Here is a 15,600-nt window from a genome sequence, read left to right on the forward strand (position 1 = left end):
GTGCCAGACGGCTGGTCAGGGCTAACGAGCGGTGAATCCTGACCTTTTCAGCCCTCAGGGGGGGCATCAGGGGCTGCGCCATTCCGCCGCGCTCAAGGAATGGGCAGGCATGCGCAAAAGTTGCGCATGTCTGGCTCAAGACACAATGCTGCTCACCGAGCGGGCAGAATCCCGCGACGCCGAACAGGTCAATTGGCGCCGTTTGCTGCAGCTATTGCAGCGCCTCGCCATGCTGGGAGATGTCGAGCCCTTCCAGCTCGTGCTCGCGCGACACCCGCAGCGGCACGAAGGCGCTGACCAGCTTCAGGAGACCCCAGGTCACGCCGCCCGACCACACCAGTGTGACGGCGACGCCGTAGAGCTGGGCCGCAAGCTGCTTTGGGTTGCCCTCGATCAGCCCGGTAGTGCCGCCGATCGCGGCCGTCGCGAACACGCCGGCCAGCAGGGTCCCGGTCAGGCCGCCGATGCCGTGGACGCCGAACACGTCGAGCGAATCGTCATAGTTGAAGCGGTGCTTCAGCGAGGTGCAGGCCCAGTAGCAGATGACACCGGCGAGCGCGCCGATCACCAGGCCGTGCCACGGCGCGACGAAGCCGGACGCGGGCGTGATGGTGCCGAGGCCGGCGACCGCGCCGGAGATCATGCCGAGCACCGAGGGCTTGCGCCGGGTCGACCATTCCAGCGCGCCCCAGGTGACGGCGCCGGCGCAGGCGGCGAGATGCGTGGTCAGGATCGCCATCACCGCATGTGCATTGGCCCCAAGCGCCGAGCCGCCATTGAAGCCGAACCAGCCGACCCAGAGCAGGCCGGTGCCGACCACCGCGAGCGACAGGTCGAACGGCGAGAGGTTCTCGCTGCCATAGCCCTGGCGCCGTCCCATCACCAGCGCGGCGACCAGCCCGGCAGTGCCGGCGGAGAGATGCACGACGAGGCCGCCGGCGAAATCGACCACGCCGGCCTGCGCAAGGAAGCCGCCGCCCCAGATCCAATGCGCCAGCGGGACATAGACGAAGATGAACCAGGCGATGCTGAACAGCAGATAGGCCGAGAATCGCATGCGGTCGGCGACCGAGCCCGCCACCAGCGCCACCGTGATGATCGCAAACGTCATCTGGTACAGCATGAACAGCGACTCGGGGATGGTCTTGGCGCCAGGATGGACGCTGTCCATGCCCATGCCGGCAAGGAACGCGCGGTCGAGCGAGCCGATCCAGTTGCCGTCGCCGACGAACGCCAGCGAATAGCCGAACGCGACCCACAGGATCGAGATCAGCATCACCGCCGCGAGGCTCTGCGCCATCGTCGCCAGCACGTTCTTCTTGCGCACCATGCCCGAGTAGAACAGCGCCAGCCCGGGAATGGTCATCATCAGCACCAGCGCGGTGGCGACGATCATCCAGGCGGTGTCGGCCGGATCGATCGTGGACGGCGCTGCCGCCCGTGCGGGTGTAACGAAGATGATGGCGGCCGCCGCAGCCAAAGCAGCAGGCGCGCGCAGGCAACGAGACGCGCAGGTCCCCATGGCAGTCCCCCCGGCATGTCGGATCAGGTTGAGAATGTTCGCTCCGCCGCGCCGTTGCGGCGGGCGTGCAGCCGTCGCGGCTGCTTGAACGGTTTACAGAGCGTCGGTGTCGGTCTCGCCGGTGCGGATGCGGCGGGCATGATCGATCGGCGTCACGAAGATCTTGCCGTCGCCGATCTGGCCGGTGCGCGCATGCGTGGTGATCACCTCGACCGCCTTGTCGGCCATCTCGGAGTTGACCGCGATCTCGATGCGCAGCTTGGGCAGGAAGTTCACGATATATTCGGCGCCCCGGTAGATCTCCGTGTGGCCCTTCTGGCGGCCGTAGCCCTTGACCTCGGTCACGGTCATGCCGTGGACGCCGATCGCGGTGAGGGCCTGGCGCACCTCGTCGAGCTTGAAGGGTTTGATGATCGCGACGACGAGCTTCATGGGCGGGCCTTGGTTTCCTCGGAGCGAAGCAGCCTGTTTCGGAGGCAGGCTTGGGACGGCCGTTTTGGCCTGTTCCTAGGCAAATGGCACAAAATCAGCGCAGCGTTAAGCGAAAACGTCAAGGAGTGACGGATATCACTGAACGGAACGCGACATCGCCCGACAGACTGAAGACGTGTTCCTGCCATCCTCTATTCAAGGACATCCCATGTCGAATCGTTCCTGGTATTACGCGGCGCAAGGCCAGCAACAGGGTCCCATTTCGGAAGACGAACTGCGCGACCTGATCGCCCGGGGCGTCGTGACCGCCGAGACGCTGCTGTGGAGCGACGGCATGGCCGGCTGGGAGAAGGCCGGGCGCATTCCCGGCCTGATGTCGGGCGTGCCGAGCATGTCGCCGGCCACGCCGCCCGCGTTCGACGCCGGCACCGCCGCGTCGGGCGGCGCGCTCTCGGTCAAGCTCGACACCTGGTCCTATCTCGGCTGGACGCTGCTGTATGTCGTCGGCCAGTTCCTGATCGTCATCACGCCCTGGACCGCTGTCTATCTCTACCGCTACGTGATCGAGCGGATGAGGGTGCCCGGTCGGCCGAACCTCACCTTCACCGGTCAGCCGCTCGACATCTGGTACGTCTTCGTCGCGATGGGCGTGCTGGCCTATGTCAGCCTCAGCGACCGGCCGATCCTCAACCTCATCTCGCTGGTTGCCCCGGCGTTCCTGGGCTGGATGGTGCTGCGCTGGCTGCTGAGCAACCTCGCCTCGAATGGCGAGCGGTTGCCGATCCATTTCGAAGGCAGCCCCGTCGTCTATGCCGGCTGGTACCTGCTGATGATCGTGTCGGGCATCACCGTCATCGGCTGGGCCTGGGTGCTGACCGCCTGGATGCGCTGGGTGTGCCGCAACATCCAGGGGACGCGGCGCGAGGTCGTGTTCACCGGCTCGGGCCTGCAGGTGCTGTGGCGCACCTTCGCGTTCGTGCTCGGCAGCTCGGTGATCATTCCGATCCCGTGGCTGCTGCGCTGGTACAGCGCCTGGTACGTGTCGCAATTCGCGGTCGTGCCGCGCACCGCGCAGCCGATGTGATGCGGCTAGGCCCGGCGCTCGCGGATCGATCCCTCCTGCGCGACGGAGGCGACCAGCGTGCCGTCGGGCTTGAAGATCGAGCCGCGGGTCAGCCCGCGGCCGCCCTGCGCGCTCGGCGAATCCTGCGCATAGAGCAGCCATTCGTCGGCGCGGAACGGGCGGTGAAACCACATCGCATGATCCAGCGAGGCCGGCATCATGCGCTTGTCGAACAGCGTGCGGCCGTAACGCGCCATCACGGCGTCAAGCAGCGAGAAGTCCGACGCATAGGCCAGCGCGCACATGTGCAGCGCCGGATCATCGGGCAGCTTCGCCGCCGTCCTGATCCAGACATGGATGCGCCCGTCGTCGATCTTCTGGCCGAAATAGCGGCTGAGCTCGACCGGGCGCAATTCGATCGGACGATCGGATTCGTAATAGCGGCGGATGAAGTCCGGCATCCGCTGGAAGACCTCCTGGAACATCGGCTGCTTGGAGATCTCCTCGGCCGTCAGCTTCTCCGGCGGCGGCACGTCCGGCATCCTGTCCTGATGGTTGAACGCGCTCTCCTCGTCGCTGTGGAACGAGACCATGATGGAGAAGATAGCGTTGCCGTGCTGGATCGCGGTGACGCGGCGCGTCGCGTAGCTCTTGCCGTCGCGGAGGCGCTCCACCTGGTAGATGATCGGCACCTGCGGGTCGCCCGGCAGGATGAAATAGCAGTGCAGCGAATGCGGCAGCCGGCCCTCGACGGTGCGGCACGCCGCCATCATCGCCTGGCCGATCACCTGGCCGCCGAACACGCGCTGCCAGCTGGTCTTCGGGCTGTTGCCGCGGAACAGGTTCACCTCGATCGGCTCGAGATCGAGGATCGAGATCAGGTCGATCAGTCCCTTGGACATGGCGTGTTGCTTTCGCTGGCTCGGCCGTCCGCTCCGGCCCCGTTCGGGCGGGATCAGGCATCCGGAAATGACGGCCTGGGGTGGCAGCCCTTGGTTCACGCCCCTGTTTCGCCCAGCTATAATCGCCCCGCAAGAGTAACCGTGAGCAGGGTGCCATGACGACACAGCGAAGCATTGTCATTTGTGGCGGCGCCTTTGCCGGCCTGGCGCTTGCGCTGGCGCTCCGGCAGGGGCTCGGCCCCGAGGTGCCCGTCATCGTGGCCGATCCGGCGCTCGCCAACCGGCCAAGCCGCGATCCACGCGCCAGCGCCATCGTCGCGGCCTGCCGCAAGCTGTTCGACGCGATCGGCGTCTGGGCGGACGTGGCGCCGCAGGCGCAGCCGATCCTCGACATGGTCATCACCGATTCCAAGCTCGAGGATGCGATGCGGCCGTCGTTCCTGACCTTTGCGGGCCAGGTCGAGGCCGGCGAGCCGTTCGCGCACATGGTCGAGAACCGGCACCTGATCGACGCGCTGGTCAAGCATGCGGAGGCGGCGGGCGTCGAGCTCAAGGCGATGCCGGTGACCGGTTTTGAGACGCGCGGCGACAGCGTTGCAGTGACCCTGGGCGATGGCAGCCGCTGCGAAGCCAGCCTGCTGGTGGCCGCCGACGGCGCGCGTTCGAAGCTGCGCGAGCGCGCGGGCATCCAGACCCATGGCTGGGACTATGATCAGTCCGGCATCGTCGTCACCATCGGTCATGAGCGCGACCATGGCGGCCGCGCCGAAGAGCATTTCCTGCCGCCCGGCCCATTCGCGATCCTGCCGCTGACCGGCAAGCGCTCCTCGCTGGTGTGGACCGAGCGGCGCAAGGAAGCGAAGCGCCTCGTGGAGCTGAGCGCGGACGAATTCCACGCCGAGCTGGAAAAGCGCGCCGGCCTGCATCTCGGCGAGCTCAAGGTGCTCGACCAGCCCCGGGCGTTTCCGCTGTCCTATTTCGTTGCCCGCTCCTTCATCGCGCCGCGGCTGGCGCTGGTCGGCGACGCCGCCCATGTGATCCATCCGATCGCGGGGCAGGGCCTCAACATGGGGCTGAAGGACGTCGCCGCGCTGGCCGAGGTCGTGGTCGATGCTGCGCGCATGGGGATCGATCCGGGGCAGGTCGATGTCCTCGAGCGCTACCAGCGCTGGCGCCGCTTCGACACGATGGCGATGGGCGTCGCCACCAACTCGCTGAACTTCCTGTTCTCGAACAAGTCGACCTTGCTGCGCGCCGTGCGCGACATCGGCCTTGGGATCGTCGATCGCGCGCCGCCGCTGAAGGAGTTGTTCATCAAGCAGGCCGCGGGCCTCACCGGGGAGATGCCGCGGCTGTTGAAGGGGGAAGCGTTATAAAGCATGATCCGGAAAAGTGGGGACCGGTTTTCCGAAAAGATCATGCTCAAACAAAGAGCTAGCGCGGGCCTGCGGCCGTGATGAAACCGGCGACGGCCTCGACCATGTCGGGGTCGAGCGGACGCTCCGTGTCGTTGTAGGAGGCGAGGTTCTCGTCCTCGTTGGCGACGTCGACCAGGACGTGGTTCATCTCCGGCAGCCACAGCGACTTGGCGGCCGGTGCGGCGGCGGCGAGCGCGACCATGTCGAGGCGTGCGATCTGGTGATCGCGGGCGCCGCCGACGATCAGGATCGGGATCGTGAGCTGCTTCAGCGGATCGATCGGGTCCTCTGCGAAGGCGGAGCCGATGCTGGGCTGCATGCTCGGCGCGACCGGCAGCTCGGGCGGTGGCGGGTCCACGACCTGCCCGGCCATGATGGCGTCGATCGCCTTGGCGACCGGCTCCATCTTCGCCGCCGGCAGCTTCTTCTCGAGCTGCGCCTTGAGCAGATCGCCCTGCCGCCGCGCCGACGTCGTGAGCAGCACGAGGCGGTCGACCGGGGTGCGGCGGGCGGTGAGGATGGCGACCAGGCCGCCCTCGCTGTGGCCGACGAGAACGATGCGGGCGAACTTGCCGCGCAGGAAGTCGACCAGCGAAGCGGCGTCGTCGACATAGTCCTTGAAGCGGAAGTCCTCAGGCTTGCCGAATTCCGCCTTCCAGCCGCGCGCGCCGCGCTTGTCGTAGCGCAGGCTGGCGATGCCCTGGAGGGCGAGCTGCTCGGCGAGCTTCTTCAAGGTCGCCGGCTTGAGCTGCGGCCCGTTGCCGTCCCGGTCCGTCGACCCCGAGCCGGCGATCAACAGCGCCACCGGCGGGCGCGCGACACCCGCTGGCGTCGTCAAGACGGCGTCGAGTGGGCCAATGCGGACGGCGCTCTCCTCGGCCGAGACCGCCGAAGCGAGGGCCATCAGCGCCAAAGCGAGCGCGCAGCGGATCACGACGGACCGCATCGGTCAGTCGATCTTCCGCGCTTCCTCGGGCAGCATGATCGGGATGCCGTCGCGGATCGGGTAGGCGAGCTTCGCCGACCGGGAGACCAGCTCCTGCTTCGCCGCGTCGTATTCCAGCGGGCCCTTGGTCATCGGACAGACCAGGATCTCGAGCAGCTTGGGATCGACGGAATTGGCGGGGCGTTCGAGCGGGGCGTTCATGGCAAGGGTCTCCGGCGGGCGCCTCTGTAGCATATCGCGCGCCTGCTTGTCGTCCATCAAGGCCTGTGCAGGGCGATCCGGATCAGTTCGTCGATGACCGTGTCCAGTTGCTGGGCCGGCAACGGCCGATCCGACAGCGCATGGCCGAGAAAAGCCCAGTACAGCACCTGGGCGCGTGCGTGTGCGATCGCCGGCGTCAGTCCCTCGGCTGCAAGCAGGCTCTCGACATAGCCCAGCCGGCGCCTATCGATGGCCTGCACCGCCTGGCGCGCGGCGGGGTCGGATCCTGCCCAGTTGCGCACGGCGCGCTCCAGGACGAGCTTGACCGTGAACGTGCGCCGGAGGAGCACGGCAATCGCCGGCTGGTCGCCGGCGCTCGCCTCCACCCCGGTGATGATCTGCTCGGCCGCAATCTCCCGCCACCTCTTGAGGAGGGCGGCGTGAAACGCAGCCACGTCGGCGAAATGCCAGTAGAAGCTGCCGCGTGACACGCCCAGGGCTTTCGCCAGCGGTTCCGCCTTCAGCGCGGTGAAGCCTTGGCTGGCCAGCACCTTCAATCCCTGGTCCAGCCAATCGTCGGCCGAGAGCTGATCGGTCATGTCGTCTCCATGAGACGACCATACACAACTGTATTGACGGCCGCCAGGACGTCGTGCATCCTCCATACAGAACTGTATGGAGGATGTGCCATGCGTGATGTGCTGCTGGTATGCGCGGGGCTGCTGGCGATCACCGTCGCCGTGATCCATGGCGTGCTCGGCGAGACGATGGTCTTCGCGCGTGCCGCCATCTCGCCGGAGCGGCTGCGAACCCTGCTGCGGCTGGTCTGGCAGACTGGCACGGTGGCGTGGATCGGCTGTGGCGTGCTGCTCGCCGTCGCCCCGCAAATGGCGTCGGAGCCGGCGCGGCATTGGACGGTGGCCACGGTCATCGTCGTGTTCGCTTTCGCTGCAGGCGCCAATGCGCTGGCGACGCGCGGGCGGCATTTCGGCTGGGTCATGCTCGCCGGCGTGGTCAGTCTCGCCATCGCCGGCTACTGATGCGGGGAATTCCGGTCGACCGCAGCGCCGCCACGTACCCGGCCAGAGGAAGGCACCGTGACGCTCCGTCACCGCCGCGTCGCCTCAACTGCCGTTCGGCCGCACTCCGTTCACCGCGAGGCCACTGCCGCGACACATTCGCCAAGAATGGTTCCAACTTAGAAGGAGTCTCTTTGCAGACACGGCGACGAGCCGCTTAGTTGTTCGTCGTCGCGAACGGGTGCCCGGTGTCGACATCGATCCGGGGCGCGCAACCGTTCTCCGATTTGCTTGTCTGGATAGGAGAGGGGACGGATCGATGTTGGTCGACGTGGTGCGGAAGTTGGTCGTCGTAGGTGGAAGCGTCGGCATGCTCGTGATGGCAGCGCAGGCGCACGCCGGCGGATCGAACGAGATCTGCCTCACCTATGCCAATGGTCAATTCGAGCCCAAGGAGCCGACCGTTCCTGCGGACGCGCCGCTGACCATCCGCGTCAGGAACATGGAGGGCAAGGCGATCGAGTTCGAGAGCGAGACCCTGAAGGTCGAGAAGGTGATCGCGGCCAACAGCGAGGCGGTTCTCAACGTCCGCGCGATGAAGTCCGGGCGCTACGAGTTCTATAACGACTTCAACGAAAAGGCCCGCGGCTTCGTCAACGTCCAATAGGTCCAGATCCCATGCTCGCCGCCCTGATCATCGTCTTCCGCGAAGTGTTCGAAGCCGGCCTGATCGTCGGCATCGTGCTTGCCGTCACCAGCGCGGTCCCGCATCGCCTGCGCTGGATCGGCGCGGGGCTGTTTGCCGGCCTGGTCGGCGCATGCATCGTCGCGGCGTTCGCGGGAACGCTGACTCAGCTCTTTGAAGGCATGGGACAGGAATTGTTCAATGCGGGGATCCTGTCGGCTGCCGTGATCATGCTGACGTGGCACAATGTCTGGATGGCCCGGCACGGCCGCGAGATGAGCAACGAGCTGCGGACGATGGGCCAGGCGGTGGCCGAAGGCGCCAAGCCGCTGGTCGCGCTGGCGACCGTGATCGCCATCGCCGTGTTGCGCGAGGGCAGTGAGGTCGCGCTGTTTCTGTATGGCGTGGCGGCCTCCGGCGACGGCGGCGGGCGGGCGCTGCTCGGTGGCGGCGTCCTCGGCCTGATGCTCGGCGTCGCCGTCTGTCTCGCGACCTACCTTGGTCTGATGCGCATCCCGCCGCGCGCGCTGTTCAAGACCACCACCGTGCTGATCACCCTGCTGTCGGCGGGAATGGCCGCGCAGGCGGTGTTCTTTCTTGCCCGCGCCAACTGGCTGACGTCATTCGACCAGGTGGTGTGGGATTCGAGCGCGGTTCTGCCCGAGCGTGGCGTCGCCGGGCGGACGCTCAAGGCTCTGATCGGCTATACTGATCAGCCTACCGCGATGCAGCTCGCAGTCTACATCGGGGTGATCGTCGCCACCATCGCGCTGATGCGTCTGACGGCGGCTCCGCCAGCGCCGCGTGCGGCTCCCGCCGAATGATCATTGCAGCGGCGGATCGCCTGAGGTCCGCTTCTTGGCGAGATCCATCTCGGTCACGGCGATGAGGATTTCGGCGCGGGTCTTCAGGTCCGGCGCCTCGAGCATCGCCTGCTTCTCCGCCGGTCCGTAGGGCGACATCATCGCCAGCGCGTTCACGAGCGCCTCGTTCGGCGCCGCTTCGATGCCGGCCCAGTCGACCTTCAGATTGTTGGCCTTGAGGAAGTCGGTGAGCACCGCGAGCAGCGCCTCGCGGTCGACCGCGTCCTCACCCTTGCGCGCCGTGAAATCATCGACGAACGGGAAATAATCGACCTTGCACTGCCGATAGGGCGTCAGCACCGTCATTTCCTCGACCACCTTGAAGCGGGACACGCCGGTGAGCTCGAGGATGTAGCGGCCATCGCCGGACTCGGCGAGCTGCGTGATCCGGCCGACGCAGCCGACCTTGAACAGCACCGGGCGCTCCTCGCTGGAGGAATGGGTGACGTCGGGCTGGATCATGCCGATGAGCCGATGGCCGTCGCGAAGCGCATCGTCGACCATCGCGAGATAACGCGGCTCGAAGATGTTGAGCGGCATTTGGCCGCGCGGCAGCAGCAAGGCTCCCGCCAACGGAAACACCGGAACGATCTCCGGCAGCTCGGCGGGACCGCGATATTCGGCATTGATCGGCATGCGATACCTCGTGTCCGCTGGAACGAGCGCGCGTCCCGCCCAGCCGGGTTACGAAAACAGGATCGTCGACAGCCGCTTGCGGCCCTCGATGGTGGCCTCGTCGGCGCCGCCCCAGGCTTCGAAGAACTGCACGAGCTGCTTGCGCGCGCCGTCCTCGTTCCATTTGCGGTCACGCTTCACGATCTCGAGCAACTGGTCGGTGGCTTCCTTCCGCTTGCCCGCGGCGTTCAGCGCGGTCGCCAGGTCGAAACGCGCCTGGTGGTCGAGCGGATTGGCGGCGACCTTCTGTTCGAGCTCGCCGACCGGCCCGAGCGACTGGGCCTGCTCGGCCAGATCGATCGCGGCCTGCACGGCGGAGACCGCCGAATCGCTGCGCTTGGAGTCCGGGACCATCGCCAGCGTCTGCTTGGCCTCGTCGATCGCGCCGAGCTCGACCTGGCACTTGGCAAGCCCGGCGATCGCCGGGAGGTTGGCGGCGTCGACCGCGAGCACCTCGGCATAGATCTCGGCCGCGCCGGCCGCATCGCCCTCGGCCAGCACGGCTTCGGCTTCCTTGAGGATCTCAGCGATGTCGGGCTCGCCGGCGCCGGGAACGCCCTTGGTGATCTTTTCGATGAAGGTGGCGACCTGGCTCTCGGGCACGGCACCCATGAAGCCATCGGCGGGCCGTCCGCCGACGAACGCGATCACGGCCGGAATCGACTGGATGCCCATCTGGCCCGGGATGGCCGGATGCTCGTCGATGTTCATCTTGACCAGCTTGACCTTGCCCTTGGCGGCCTTGACGGCCTTTTCCAGGATGGGCGTCAGCTGCTTGCACGGTCCGCACCACGGCGCCCAGAAGTCGATGAGGACCGGCTGCCGCTTCGATTCCTCGATGACGTCCTTCACGAAGCTCTGCGTCGTGGTGTCCTTGATCAGATCCGGCACCTGCGGCGCCGCTCCGCCGCCCTGTTCAACAATGGTCACGGGGTCCCTCGTCCGAAAAAATTCCGATGGACGGCGACCGGGAACCGGCCGCCGCCGCGCCTCAATACACGTTTTCTTTCACTTTAAGTGGCGGTCCAGCCGGAAATTTCAATCAGCGCCCTTCGCGGTCCGGTGATGGGCAGGTTTTGGCCCGGTTCGGCCGGTCCCGACCGCTAAAATTTGAACGTCGCCGGCGTACGAAACCTGTCGCAGACCTGTTGCATTCGTCCGCGGCATTTGGCATAGGTCTGCCCGTCGCTGGCGGCCACGCCGCCAAGGCGTCACGGATGCGGGTGTAGCTCAGTGGTAGAGCACGACCTTGCCAAGGTCGGGGTCGAGGGTTCGAACCCCTTCGCCCGCTCCAAAAATTCCGCTCCGTTGCTCTCTCGCTTTATGCCTCATCGTTTCGTCGCCGGGGATTTGTCCCAGGCCGCGAGTGCGTCGGCAAATATCCGATCCCCACTTGGACCTTTGCCGATTGCGAGGATGCCCCGGCGCTGGTTCGCATAGACGACCGGGATGTCGAACCATTCGCGCCGCGCGAGAAGCTCCTCATTGCGTGCGCGATCGGCCTCGACGTTGGACAAGCCGACCAGGAACGAGCCTTCGGTGATCTTGACGGAGAGCCCGGCGAGCGGCGTCCCGCGCGACTTCTCATCCGTCTTCATCAGCATTCCCGGCACGTTGCTGACGCCGCCACCGACGAAATCGGCGGCGGGCCTGAAGGTGAGCTCGGCGACATGGCTGGCCGGCAGGCTGGGATCGTCGTTGCGGCGCAGCTGCAGGCTGACCTTCAGCTTGCGCTCGGGAATGTCGATCTCGCCACGGATCACCGGCGTGGGCCGCCCTGATTGTGCATTCGTGACCGTCTCGGTCCGCCAGGTCACCGAGCCGGAATACCGCTTGCCGTTGGGGTTGGAGAGATCCTCGTCATACAGCACCGCGAGTCCGGGCGTCCGCGCGTCCGGCGCGTCGGAGGATGCGGTCGGGCTGGGCAGGGGAGCGCTGCTATGTCCGGCGCCCAGGCCAGCGGGCTGCGCCGGCTTCGCCGCAGCGGCGCTCAGTTGGGCGCTGCCGTCGATCGACGTGAACATCACGAGCGGGCGCTGCGCTCCGCCGGTGGCGCGCTCCACCGCCGCGTTGGTCTGGTTGAAGGTCTCGATCAGGCGTTGGCCAGGCTGCTGGAGCGCTTCTGCAAGGGCGGCGGCGAACACGCCGTGACCGTCCGGACCGCGCTGTCCCGCCGTCCCGGCCTGTGCGGCAAAGGAGATCACGGTCTGTGCGGAAACGTCGACCGGGACGAGGCCGGCGGCAAGACCGGCGATGCCGCGCCCGGCGAACGGATTGGAGCGGAAGGCGTCGAGAATGATCACGTTTTGCCGGGAGCTCGATCCGCTCAGCTCGCGCAGAATGCCAGTCAGGTCGCGCAGCTCGGTGGTCAGGTCCGCGGGCGTCGCCGGCGTCGCGTCGACCGGGACGAGATAATCGGCGCCGCCCAGGTTGAGTCCATAGCCGGCGTAATAGACCAGCGCGACGTCGGCGTCGGCGATCCGGCCCTTGAACTCGGCCAGCGCGCGATCGAAGCCGCGTCGGTCGAGGTCGATCTGCGCAGCACCACCGCTCAGGGTGAAGCCCAGCCGCGACAGGCTGTCGGCGATCAGCCGGGCGTCCGCCGCCGGCTCGTCCAGCAGCGGCGCGCGCTCGTGGATGGAGTTGCCGATCACCAACGCCACCCGCTTGTCGGCGGCAGCGGGCCCCGTGGTGATCAGGATCACGCCGACCCATAGGATGATTGCAGACAGCAGCGGTCCAACTCGGCCGATCACCCGACGCATGCCAACGATCTCCTGCCATCCGATCCGAACGCTCGCGGTGGTAATACCGCAAGTCGAACAAAACCGGAACAAGAATCGTGGCAGAAAAGAGAAAATTGCCGCCGGGTGTTGGCCGCCTAGACGACCACCGGCGTGCGCACTCGCCCGGCGTCGCCGAACACCCGCAGGTAACGCGCGATCTCGGTGGGGTCGCCGGTCGCCTTCTCCGGGTTGTCGGACAGCTTCACGGCGGGATGGCCGTCCGCCGACGTCACCTTGCAGACCAGCGAGATCGGATCGAGGTCGACCGAGCCGTCCGGCGAGCAGCCGACGAAATCGTTGGTCAGGTTGGTGCCCCAGCCGAACGACAGCCGCACCTGGTCGGAGAAGCGATGATGGATCTGCTCGATGGATTCGACGTCCATCGCGTCGGAGAACACCAGGAGCTTCTGCTTGGGATCGCGTCCCTTCGATTTCCACCAGGCGACGATCTCCTCGCCGGCCTGGATCGGCGGCGCGCTGTCGGGCCGGAAGCCGGTCCAGTCGGCGACCCAATCGGGTGCGTCGCGCAGGAAGGCCTTGGTGCCGAATGCGTCGGGCAGCGCGATCAGGAGGTTGCCGGCATAGGTCTGCCGCCACTGGTCGAGAATGCGATAGGGCGCGAAGCGAAGCTCGTCATCGTCCTTGGCAAGCGCCGCCGCGACCATCGGCAGCTCATGCGCGTTGGTGCCGATGGCTTCGAGATCATTGTCCATCGCCAGCAGCACGTTGGAAGTGCCGGTGAACGACGAGCCGAGACCTTCCTTCACGGCCTCGACGCACCAGCGCTGCCACAGGAAGCCGTGACGGCGGCGGGTGCCGAAATCCGACAGCCGCAGGCCGTCCAGCTTGCGCAGCCGCTCCACCTTGGCCCACAGCTTGGCCTTGGCGCGAGCGAACAGTACGTCGAGCGCGAACCGGCCCTGGCCCTTCATCGCCTGGCGCGAGCGCAGCTCGTTGACGATGGCGAGCGCCGGGATCTCCCACATCGTGGTGTGCGTCCATGGCCCGTGGAAATGCAGCTCGTACTGGCCCTCGGACTTGCGCAGCTCGTATTCGGGCAGGCGGAAATTGGCGAGCCAGGCGATGAAGTCCGGCGAGAACATGTGGGTCTTGCCGTAGAACGTGTTGCCGGCCAGCCAGATCAGCTCCTTCTTGGAGAAGCGGATGGTGCGGGCGTGATCGAGCTGGGCGCGCAACTCGCCTTCGTCGATGACGTCGCCGAGCCGCACGCGCTTCGTCCGGTTGATGACCGAGAACGTCACCTGCTGATTCGGGTAGAATTCCCGAATCATCTGCAGCATCAACAGCTTGTAAAAATCGGTATCGAGCAGGCTGCGCACGATCGGATCGAGGCGCCAACCGTGATTATAGGTTCTGCTCGCGATGTCTGTGACTGTCATGTGATCGTTCTACAGCGCCGGCCGCAAACCCGCCACTGGGCTTGTCGCAGGTGAACCTTGTGGCGCGGCGGCATCCTCGCTCGCACTTTTTGAGGGCTATTCGCGCGCCAGCAGCGGTACGCCGGGATCGAACGCCAGCGCAGCTTCGGCCCATTTCGCGACGCGGAGCACGTGGAGGTCGTTGCGATAGGGGCCGGTGATCTGCACGCCGAGTGGAAGGCCGTCATGGCCGAACCCCGCCGGCAGGGAGATTGCAGGCGCTCCGACGAAGGTCCAGGGCGCGCAATATTCGGCATCGCCGGTCCAATCCAGGCCGCGCGGCGCTTCGCCGAAGGCCGGCAAGGTGAGCACCGCATCGAACCCGTCGAGCTCGGTTGCGAGCGCCCTCTGCCGGTGGGCCTGGGCCGCCTTGGCGGCGAGATATTCCATGGCGGTCTTGCTGCGGCCGCTCTCGACATGGTCCTTCATGACTGCGCTGACGCGATCCGGATAGCGCGCGATCAGGTCGGAGAAGATCGTGGTCGCCTCGCTGAGCATGATGGTGGTGACCGCCTTCCCGTTTGCCGTATCGAGCTCTCTCAGTTCGATCTCGGTGATCGCCGCGCCGGCGCTGCGCAACGTGTCGACGACCGACTCGAACACCGCCTTCTGGTCCGCCTCCGCGCGCTCCCATTTGGCGAAGCGTACCACCGCGAGCCGCGGCCTGGAGAGCGGCGCGACGCCCTGCGCAACATCCACCGTGAAGCCCGGCAGCGGCCGGCCGTGGCGATCGTCGGCGCTGCTGCCGGCCAGCAGCGAGAGGGCGAAGGCGACGTCGTCGACGCGGCGGGCGAAAAAGCCGACATGGTCGAGCGACGGGCTGAGCGGATGCACGCCGACGCGGGGAATCGCGCCGAAGCTCGGCTTGAAGCCGACGACGCCGTTGAACGCCGCCGGCCGGATCACCGAGCCGAGCGTCTGCGTGCCCAGCGCCAGCGGCACCAGGCCGGCCGCAACCGCCGCGGCTGATCCGGACGATGAGCCGCCCGGCGTGTGCTCGGGGTTCCATGGGTTGACGGTCGGGCCTGGATGACGCCACGCGAACTCGGTCGAGACCGTCTTGCCGAAGATCGTCGCGCCGAGATTGCGCAGCCGCTCGACCACCCAGGCGTCCGCCTCCGGGACGTGATCGCGATAGATCTGCGAGCCGTTGGTGGTCGGCATGTCCGAGGTGGCGATGATGTCCTTGATGGCGACGGGAATTCCGCCCAGCGGTCCGGCCTTCGCCGTGACGTCGCGCGGCAGATATTCGAACGCCTTCAACTGCGGCTCGATCGCTCGTGTCCTCGTCAGACATTCTTCACCATAGCCCGCCGCCGCGGCCGGGTCGGCGGCGAACCGGCGCAGCAGCTCGAGAACACCTGCACCGGCCTTCGGCGTCTGAAGTTCGGACTGTCGCGACATCGGGCATCCTGTTTGGCACGAGTTTTGTTCGGCACGAGTCTTGGAGGTTCTCGCACGGCCCGCGCCCGCTCGTGCTGCCGCAGAGTAGCGACTGGCGATGCGGCCGCCAGTCGCGCCTGCGATCAGTGCGTATGAATACAGCGCATGGCCGTTCTTGCCGTCAGCGCAAAAGCGATCGATGGGTTGCAAGAGCGCGCACATCAAGCGCGCATTTGGCATGCTTTGAGTGCAGAGGCGGCTCGTGA

At 66.7% G+C, this 15,600-nt stretch carries 15 protein-coding genes, 1 tRNA gene and 1 pseudogene; 6 read left to right on the forward strand and 11 right to left on the reverse strand.

The window, feature by feature from the left end; genetic code table 11:
- Positions 1-211: 211 nt before the first annotated feature.
- Positions 212-1,522: an ammonium transporter gene (locus ACQR10_RS02850; protein WP_316215476.1), complete on the reverse strand. Its 1,311-nt coding sequence runs from the start codon at positions 1,520-1,522 to the stop codon at positions 212-214.
- Positions 1,523-1,615: 93 nt separating this feature from the next.
- The gene (locus ACQR10_RS02855; RefSeq protein WP_315800781.1) at positions 1,616-1,954 is read right to left on the reverse strand and encodes a P-II family nitrogen regulator; all 339 of its coding nucleotides are present in this window, start codon (positions 1,952-1,954) and stop codon (positions 1,616-1,618) included.
- Between the two features lie 208 nt (positions 1,955-2,162).
- Here ACQR10_RS02855 and ACQR10_RS02860 point away from each other — a divergent pair, with 208 nt between their 5' ends.
- Positions 2,163-3,038 carry a DUF4339 domain-containing protein gene (locus ACQR10_RS02860; RefSeq protein ID WP_315800780.1) on the forward strand — a complete coding sequence of 292 codons (876 nt, stop codon included), beginning with the start codon at positions 2,163-2,165 and terminating at the stop codon, positions 3,036-3,038.
- A gap of 5 nt (positions 3,039-3,043) precedes the next feature.
- Here ACQR10_RS02860 and tesB read toward each other — a convergent pair whose 3' ends face one another.
- Positions 3,044-3,919, reverse strand: a complete 876-nt coding sequence (gene tesB / locus ACQR10_RS02865) for an acyl-CoA thioesterase II (RefSeq protein ID WP_315800779.1) — start codon at positions 3,917-3,919, stop codon at positions 3,044-3,046.
- A gap of 152 nt (positions 3,920-4,071) precedes the next feature.
- Here tesB and ACQR10_RS02870 point away from each other — a divergent pair.
- Positions 4,072-5,295, forward strand: a pseudogene (locus ACQR10_RS02870) (ubiquinone biosynthesis hydroxylase); the annotation flags it as partial.
- Positions 5,296-5,353: 58 nt separating this feature from the next.
- Here the strand turns inward: ACQR10_RS02870 and ACQR10_RS02875 are convergent.
- Genes ACQR10_RS02875 through ACQR10_RS02885 form a run of 3 tightly spaced genes read right to left on the reverse strand, consistent with a single transcriptional unit; the run spans position 5,354 to position 7,083 of the window.
- The gene (locus ACQR10_RS02875) at positions 5,354-6,283 is read right to left on the reverse strand and encodes an alpha/beta hydrolase (protein ID WP_316215477.1); all 930 of its coding nucleotides are present in this window, start codon (positions 6,281-6,283) and stop codon (positions 5,354-5,356) included.
- A gap of 3 nt (positions 6,284-6,286) precedes the next feature.
- On the reverse strand, positions 6,287-6,484 hold the full coding sequence (locus ACQR10_RS02880; protein WP_006613415.1) for a Trm112 family protein: 198 nt from the start codon (positions 6,482-6,484) through the stop codon (positions 6,287-6,289).
- Positions 6,485-6,540: 56 nt separating this feature from the next.
- The gene (locus tag ACQR10_RS02885) at positions 6,541-7,083 is read right to left on the reverse strand and encodes a TetR/AcrR family transcriptional regulator (protein ID WP_315800777.1); all 543 of its coding nucleotides are present in this window, start codon (positions 7,081-7,083) and stop codon (positions 6,541-6,543) included.
- A gap of 90 nt (positions 7,084-7,173) precedes the next feature.
- Here ACQR10_RS02885 and ACQR10_RS02890 point away from each other — a divergent pair, with 90 nt between their 5' ends.
- From ACQR10_RS02890 to ACQR10_RS02900, 3 genes are all read left to right on the forward strand, one after another.
- Entirely contained in the window at positions 7,174-7,524 is a 351-nt protein-coding gene (locus tag ACQR10_RS02890; protein ID WP_316215478.1) for a hypothetical protein, read from the forward strand.
- A 349-nt stretch (positions 7,525-7,873) separates the two neighbouring features.
- Positions 7,874-8,170 (forward strand): cupredoxin domain-containing protein, encoded by a 297-nt coding sequence (locus ACQR10_RS02895; protein WP_315800775.1) that lies wholly within the window; start codon positions 7,874-7,876, stop codon positions 8,168-8,170.
- Between the two features lie 11 nt (positions 8,171-8,181).
- Positions 8,182-9,012, forward strand: coding sequence for an FTR1 family iron permease (locus ACQR10_RS02900; RefSeq protein ID WP_316215479.1), 831 nt, complete (start codon positions 8,182-8,184; stop codon positions 9,010-9,012).
- Here ACQR10_RS02900 and ACQR10_RS02905 read toward each other — a convergent pair whose 3' ends face one another.
- Both ACQR10_RS02905 and trxA read right to left on the reverse strand, forming a co-directional pair.
- Positions 9,013-9,687, reverse strand: a complete 675-nt coding sequence (locus tag ACQR10_RS02905; RefSeq protein ID WP_315715855.1) for an LON peptidase substrate-binding domain-containing protein — start codon at positions 9,685-9,687, stop codon at positions 9,013-9,015.
- Positions 9,688-9,735: 48 nt separating this feature from the next.
- Positions 9,736-10,656 carry a thioredoxin gene (gene trxA / locus ACQR10_RS02910; RefSeq protein ID WP_316215480.1) on the reverse strand — a complete coding sequence of 307 codons (921 nt, stop codon included), beginning with the start codon at positions 10,654-10,656 and terminating at the stop codon, positions 9,736-9,738.
- 289 nt (positions 10,657-10,945) lie between these two features.
- On the opposite strand from trxA, the gene ACQR10_RS02915 reads away from it, so the two are divergent.
- Positions 10,946-11,020 (forward strand) — tRNA-Gly (locus ACQR10_RS02915).
- A 34-nt stretch (positions 11,021-11,054) separates the two neighbouring features.
- On the opposite strand, the gene ACQR10_RS02920 is transcribed toward ACQR10_RS02915, so the two are convergent.
- The 3 genes from ACQR10_RS02920 to ACQR10_RS02930 form a co-directional block, all read right to left on the reverse strand.
- The gene (locus ACQR10_RS02920; protein ID WP_316215481.1) at positions 11,055-12,491 is read right to left on the reverse strand and encodes a caspase family protein; all 1,437 of its coding nucleotides are present in this window, start codon (positions 12,489-12,491) and stop codon (positions 11,055-11,057) included.
- A gap of 116 nt (positions 12,492-12,607) precedes the next feature.
- On the reverse strand, positions 12,608-13,912 hold the full coding sequence (gene pncB / locus ACQR10_RS02925; protein WP_316215482.1) for a nicotinate phosphoribosyltransferase: 1,305 nt from the start codon (positions 13,910-13,912) through the stop codon (positions 12,608-12,610).
- 96 nt (positions 13,913-14,008) lie between these two features.
- The gene (locus ACQR10_RS02930; RefSeq protein WP_316215483.1) at positions 14,009-15,355 is read right to left on the reverse strand and encodes an amidase; all 1,347 of its coding nucleotides are present in this window, start codon (positions 15,353-15,355) and stop codon (positions 14,009-14,011) included.
- Positions 15,356-15,600 lie beyond the last annotated feature (245 nt).

It is taken from the genome of Bradyrhizobium sp. HKCCYLRH2060 (assembly GCF_051168135.1).
Taxonomy (GTDB): Bacteria; Pseudomonadota; Alphaproteobacteria; order Rhizobiales; family Xanthobacteraceae; genus Bradyrhizobium.

Coding starts and splice junctions, on each gene's coding strand:
- ACQR10_RS02850 (WP_316215476.1), bottom strand. CDS start 1,522: ATGGGGACCTGCGCGTCTCGTTGCCTGCGCGCGCCTGCTGCTTTGGCT.
- ACQR10_RS02855 (WP_315800781.1), bottom strand. CDS start 1,954: ATGAAGCTCGTCGTCGCGATCATCAAACCCTTCAAGCTCGACGAGGTG.
- ACQR10_RS02860 (WP_315800780.1), top strand. CDS start 2,163: ATGTCGAATCGTTCCTGGTATTACGCGGCGCAAGGCCAGCAACAGGGT.
- tesB (WP_315800779.1), bottom strand. CDS start 3,919: ATGTCCAAGGGACTGATCGACCTGATCTCGATCCTCGATCTCGAGCCG.
- ACQR10_RS02875 (WP_316215477.1), bottom strand. CDS start 6,283: ATGCGGTCCGTCGTGATCCGCTGCGCGCTCGCTTTGGCGCTGATGGCC.
- ACQR10_RS02880 (WP_006613415.1), bottom strand. CDS start 6,484: ATGAACGCCCCGCTCGAACGCCCCGCCAATTCCGTCGATCCCAAGCTG.
- ACQR10_RS02885 (WP_315800777.1), bottom strand. CDS start 7,083: ATGACCGATCAGCTCTCGGCCGACGATTGGCTGGACCAGGGATTGAAG.
- ACQR10_RS02890 (WP_316215478.1), top strand. CDS start 7,174: ATGCGTGATGTGCTGCTGGTATGCGCGGGGCTGCTGGCGATCACCGTC.
- ACQR10_RS02895 (WP_315800775.1), top strand. CDS start 7,874: ATGCTCGTGATGGCAGCGCAGGCGCACGCCGGCGGATCGAACGAGATC.
- ACQR10_RS02900 (WP_316215479.1), top strand. CDS start 8,182: ATGCTCGCCGCCCTGATCATCGTCTTCCGCGAAGTGTTCGAAGCCGGC.
- ACQR10_RS02905 (WP_315715855.1), bottom strand. CDS start 9,687: ATGCCGATCAATGCCGAATATCGCGGTCCCGCCGAGCTGCCGGAGATC.
- ACQR10_RS02920 (WP_316215481.1), bottom strand. CDS start 12,491: ATGCGTCGGGTGATCGGCCGAGTTGGACCGCTGCTGTCTGCAATCATC.
- pncB (WP_316215482.1), bottom strand. CDS start 13,912: ATGACAGTCACAGACATCGCGAGCAGAACCTATAATCACGGTTGGCGC.
- ACQR10_RS02930 (WP_316215483.1), bottom strand. CDS start 15,355: ATGTCGCGACAGTCCGAACTTCAGACGCCGAAGGCCGGTGCAGGTGTT.